Below are 4487 nucleotides of genomic sequence, written 5' to 3'. Positions count from 1 at the left end.
ATGTCACCAGGGAATATCCCTAAGCGGGTGGCGGAGTTGGAGAAACAAGCGGGGCAGTTTGTGTTACCCGATAGGATGGAGCGAAGTTACCCCCGTTGCGTGAAGCCAAGACCGCAGAAGTACAGCGTAAAAAAATCCAATAAAAACAATGCCAGTCAGTCTTAACTGACTGGCATTAGCCCCGTGAGGGCCCTTTCTTTTTGCGACAGGAATAGCACTTTACGGCGATAGCGCCGAAAAATAGGTCATGTTTTGCCCGGGCGGGCCGATAATGGTGTTGGACAGGAGGTAAACCATGGAAATTTCCGGATCCACTGCCGTCGCACAGAGCCGTGAGCTGTTGACTGCCAGCCTCGCCAAGAAGCAGCAGGAACAGCAGGGTCAGGCAGCACTTGAGCTGCTGCAGACGGCCACCCAGTCGGCCCCCGCCCCCCAATCGGCGGGTGGCACGCTGGGCAGCAACATCGACATTCGTGTCTGATGCTACAAAACAAAAGCCTCGGCAGATGCCGAGGCTTTTTTATGGACGCGATTCAGAGCGGGAAGGGAGCCGGCGCCTCGAAGGCGATACGCTCGCCGCTGCGCGGGTGACTTATCTCCAGGCGCGCCGCATGCAGGTAGAGGTGCGGTGCGGCCGCCAGGGCCTCGGGGTGGGCGTAGAGGTTGTCACCCAGAATGGGGTGACCCAGCTCCAGCATGTGGACCCGCAGCTGGTGCGAGCGTCCCGTGATGGGGGTCAGTTTCACCAGCGTGTTACCGTGCTCCACCTTCAGGGTCTGCCACAGGGTGAGGGCATGGCGTCCCTCCTCGAAGTCCACTTTCTGTTTGGGGCGGTTCGGCCAGTCGACGCACAGGGGCAGGTCGACCTGACCGCTCTCCTCTTTCATCTCACCCCAGACCCAGGCCAGGTAGTGCTTGTCGGTCTCTCGCTCGCGAAACTGACGGCTCAGTTCCCGATGGGCGTTGGGGGTGAGGGGCACCACGATGACACCACTGGTCGCCATGTCGAGACGATGGGCCGCCGCCGCCCGCGGGAATCCCTCCTGCTGTACGCGCCACAGCACGCTGTCTTCGTAGTCGGCGCCACGGCCGGGGACGCTGAGCAGGCCGGTGGGCTTGTTGACCACCATGATGTCGCGATCCTGATGCAGGATCTCGAGCCAGGGCTCCTTGGGCGGGTTGTAGTCGATCATCTCTCTCGCTCTGTCTGTTACTGGTGGGTGACCACGATGAAGCGGATGGCGTCCAGCTTGAGCTGGGTCTGGTCAATCAGGTGGAGCAATTCTGCCTCCAACTGCTGCAGATAGGCCAGCTCGCTGTCGCGCACGTTGGGGTTGACTGCCTTGAGCTCGCTCAGGCGGGCCAGCTCTTGTTGCAACGTGGCGACCATGCGGGCGCGGGCGTCGGCGACGATCTGCGCCTTGAGCGGCTCGGCCAGCTCCTGCCCCTTGCCGATGAGGCCGTGGATCAACGGTTGGGAAGTGGTGACCAGCTTGCTGCCCAGATGGCGGTTGACCGGGGTCAGCTGACGGTTGAAGGTCTCGAAGGGTACCTTTTCACCCAGGTTATTGCCGTTCTTGTCGAGCAGCAGGCGGATCGGGGTCGGCGGCATGAAGCGGTAGAGCTGGGGATGGCTGGCAGACTCGGCCACGAACACCAGCTCGAGCAGGGTCGAGCCGATAGGCAGTGCCTTGTTCTTCAGCAGGGCCACCGAGGTGGAGCCGATCTCGGAGCCGAGGATAAGATCGATGCCGCCGCGCAGCATGGGGTGATCCCAGGAGACAAACGCCATGTCATCACGCGACAGGGCGGTCTCCCGGTCGAAGGTGACCGTCATGCCATCCTGGGGCAGGCCCGGGAAGCTGGGCACCAGCATATGATCTCCCGGGGTCAGCACCAGGGCATTCTCGCCGCGGTCATCCTGGTTGATACCGATCTCGTCGAACATCTTGAGGGCGAACGCCACCATGGCGGTGTCGTCGTCTTCGGCAGCCAGTTGCTCGACCAGGGCGTGTGCCTTGTCACCCCCGCTGGAGTGGATCTCGAGCAGGCGATCGCGGCCGGATTCCAGCTTGGCCTTGAGTGGCTCGTGGATAGCGCGGGTGCGCTCGAGCAGGGCATGGAGGGCCTCTTCGCCGTTGTCGTTGGCCGCCAGCAGGGTGAACAGCTCCTCGCGTACCGCCTCAAACACAGGGCGGGCGGTCGGACAGGTCTGCTCGAAGGCATCGAGACCGGCGTGGTACCAGCGCAGCAGGGCGTGCTGGGAGGTGCCTTCCAGATAGGGGACGTGGATCTCCACCGTGTTGCGCTGACCAATCCGGTCGAGACGGCCGATGCGCTGCTCCAGCAGATCCGGGTTGAGCGGCAGATCGAACAGCACCAGATGGCTGGCAAACTGGAAGTTACGCCCCTCGGAGCCGATCTCGGAGCAGAGCAGCACCTGGGCCCCTCCCTCGCTCTGGGCGAAGTAGGCGGCAGACTTGTCACGCTCGATGAGGGACATGCCCTCGTGGAACACGGCGGCACGGATCCCTTCGCGGGTGCGCACAGCCTCTTCCAGGGCGATGGCGGTGGCCGCCTCGGAGCAGATCACCAGTACCTTCTGCTGGCGGGCCGAGAGCAGCAGCTCCAGCAGCCAGTCGATTCGCGGATCGAACTGGGTCCAGGTGGTGCTGTCGCCTTCGAACTGCTGGAAGATTTTCTCCGGATAGAGGTAGCGCAGGGCGCGGACCTGGAGATCACCACCGTTGCCCCCCATCATGCCCATCACCTTGATGGCGGTCTTGTATTGATCCGGCAGGGCCATGGGATAGACGTTGAGGTGGCGTTCCGGGAAGCCCTGAATGTTGGCGCGACTGTTTCGGAACAGCACGCGGCCGGTGCCGTGGCGATCGAGCAGCTTCTCTACCGCCTGCTTGCGGCTGGCGGCATCGCCCAGATCGACCCCCTCAAGCTGTTCGGCTAACAGAGTGCGAGCGCTGGTGTCGAGCTCGGCGCCGTCGAGCAGGGCCTGGGCGGCAACGGCGATGGCGCCGTACTCCTGTTCCTCGGCGAGGAAGGCGTCATAGTCGAAGAAGCGCTCCGGGTCGAGCAGGCGCAGGCGGGCGAAGTGGCTCTCGTGACCCAGCTGATCCGGAGTCGCGGTGAGCAGCAGCACACCCGGTATTTGCTCGGCCAGGGCCTCGACCATCTCGTAGGCGCGGCTCGGCGCCTCGGCGCTCCACTCCAGGTGGTGGGCCTCGTCCACGACCAGCAGATCCCACTCAGCCTCCAGGATCTGCTCGAAGCGGCGACGCTTCTTGCGCAGGAAGTCGATGCTGCACAGCACCAATTGCTCGGTTTCGAAGGGGTTCTCGGCCTCGGCAAAGGCCTCGACGCAGCGCTCCTCATCAAACAGGGAGAAGAAGAGGTTAAAGCGGCGCATCATCTCGACCAGCCACTGGTGCTGCAGGTTCTCGGGCAACAGGATCAGCACCCGCTTGGCGCGGCCAGAGAGCAACTGCTGATGAATGATCATGCCCGCTTCGATGGTCTTGCCCAAACCCACCTCGTCGGCGAGCAGCACGCGCGGTGCGTGGCGATGGCCCACCTCGTGGGCAATATAGAGCTGGTGCGGGATCAGGCTGACACGTCCCCCGGCCAGGCCGCGGGTCGGGTTGAGGCGGCGCTGATGCTGGTTGATCAGAGATTCGTAGCGCAGGGTAAAACGGGACATGCGTTCGATCTGACCGGCAAACAGGCGATCTTGCGGCTTGTTGAACTTGATGAAGTTGCTGAGAAACACCTCTTTGAGCGCGACGGGCTCCTCGGTGTCGTTGCGAGTGCCTACATATATAAGCAGGCCCTCTTTCTCCTGCACCTGCTCGACCGTCATGACCCACTCTTCGTGGCTGGTCACCTGATCGCCTTCGTTGAAGCGGACCCGGGTCACCGGAGCATCTTCCTTGGCATACATACGGTTTTCACCGGTGGCGGGGAACAGCAGGGTTATCATGCGACCCTCGACGGCCACGACCGTCCCCAAACCGAGATCCGTCTCTGTATCGCTAATCCAACGTTGGCCAAGTGCAAAAGGCATCAAATTCTCCAAAGCCCGAGAGGTATGTCGTAAAGGGGCGCTATGTTACCCGAAGGCCAAAAGCGGATCATCCATCAAGAAGCGCTCAGCCTGTAAAAGGTAGAAGAGGTCGCAAGAGGGGTGAAAATGGGACTATTTTCGCCTTTTTGTCTGTTTGTTGTTCGAACGAGCTAAAAGATGTGATTTTTCTCAAAATCTCTGTTGCCACGGCGCGCGAACTCCCTATAATGCGCCTCCATCGACAGGGCAACGCCGCCACAGCAGCGAGCCGGTCGATGGGTGAAAAAGCCTTGTAAAATAAGGCTTGACTCACCAGGCGGGAAGCGTAGAATGCCACTCCCGTCGCGATGCAAATCGCGCTGTTCTTTAACAAATTGAATCAAGCAATCTGTGTGGGCACTCGCAGGAT

At 61.6% G+C, this 4487-nt stretch carries 5 protein-coding genes and 1 pseudogene; 3 read left to right on the top strand and 3 right to left on the bottom strand.

Features of this window, described 5'->3' with window-relative positions:
* Both AB5Y48_RS13755 and AB5Y48_RS13750 read left to right on the top strand, forming a co-directional pair.
* Positions 1 to 165: pseudogene (locus AB5Y48_RS13755) on the top strand (IS4 family transposase); the annotation flags it as partial.
* Positions 166 to 295: 130 nt separating this feature from the next.
* The gene (locus AB5Y48_RS13750; RefSeq protein ID WP_050666288.1) at positions 296 to 481 is read left to right on the top strand and encodes a hypothetical protein; all 186 of its coding nucleotides are present in this window, start codon (positions 296 to 298) and stop codon (positions 479 to 481) included.
* A gap of 52 nt (positions 482 to 533) precedes the next feature.
* Here the strand turns inward: AB5Y48_RS13750 and rluA are convergent, their stop codons facing one another.
* On the bottom strand, positions 534 to 1193 hold the full coding sequence (rluA, locus tag AB5Y48_RS13745; protein WP_050666287.1) for a bifunctional tRNA pseudouridine(32) synthase/23S rRNA pseudouridine(746) synthase RluA: 660 nt from the start codon (positions 1191 to 1193) through the stop codon (positions 534 to 536).
* A gap of 17 nt (positions 1194 to 1210) precedes the next feature.
* The gene (rapA, locus tag AB5Y48_RS13740) at positions 1211 to 4078 is read right to left on the bottom strand and encodes an RNA polymerase-associated protein RapA (RefSeq protein ID WP_368164833.1); all 2868 of its coding nucleotides are present in this window, start codon (positions 4076 to 4078) and stop codon (positions 1211 to 1213) included.
* On the opposite strand from rapA, the gene AB5Y48_RS13735 reads away from it, so the two are divergent.
* Positions 3993 to 4181, top strand: a complete 189-nt coding sequence (locus tag AB5Y48_RS13735; protein ID WP_224160785.1) for a DUF982 domain-containing protein — start codon at positions 3993 to 3995, stop codon at positions 4179 to 4181. The two genes, rapA and AB5Y48_RS13735, sit on opposite strands and share 86 nt — an antisense overlap.
* A gap of 67 nt (positions 4182 to 4248) precedes the next feature.
* Here AB5Y48_RS13735 and AB5Y48_RS13730 read toward each other — a convergent pair.
* Positions 4249 to 4487: hypothetical protein (locus tag AB5Y48_RS13730; protein ID WP_368164832.1), on the bottom strand; the 239-nt coding region annotated here is incomplete at its 5' end.

Source organism: Aeromonas sp. R6-2 (assembly GCF_040908155.1).
Lineage (GTDB): Bacteria > Pseudomonadota > Gammaproteobacteria > Enterobacterales > Aeromonadaceae > Aeromonas > Aeromonas schubertii.
Note: the sequence above shows the minus strand (reverse complement) of the source record. Positions and strands in the feature narration are given on the sequence as shown.

Bases quoted from the DNA above. Each gene is read 5' to 3' on its own strand.
- AB5Y48_RS13750 (WP_050666288.1), top strand. From the start codon at position 296: ATGGAAATTTCCGGATCCACTGCCGTCGCACAGAGCCGTGAGCTGTTG.
- rluA (WP_050666287.1), bottom strand. From the start codon at position 1,193: ATGATCGACTACAACCCGCCCAAGGAGCCCTGGCTCGAGATCCTGCAT.
- AB5Y48_RS13735 (WP_224160785.1), top strand. From the start codon at position 3,993: ATGCGACCCTCGACGGCCACGACCGTCCCCAAACCGAGATCCGTCTCT.
- rapA (WP_368164833.1), bottom strand. From the start codon at position 4,078: ATGCCTTTTGCACTTGGCCAACGTTGGATTAGCGATACAGAGACGGAT.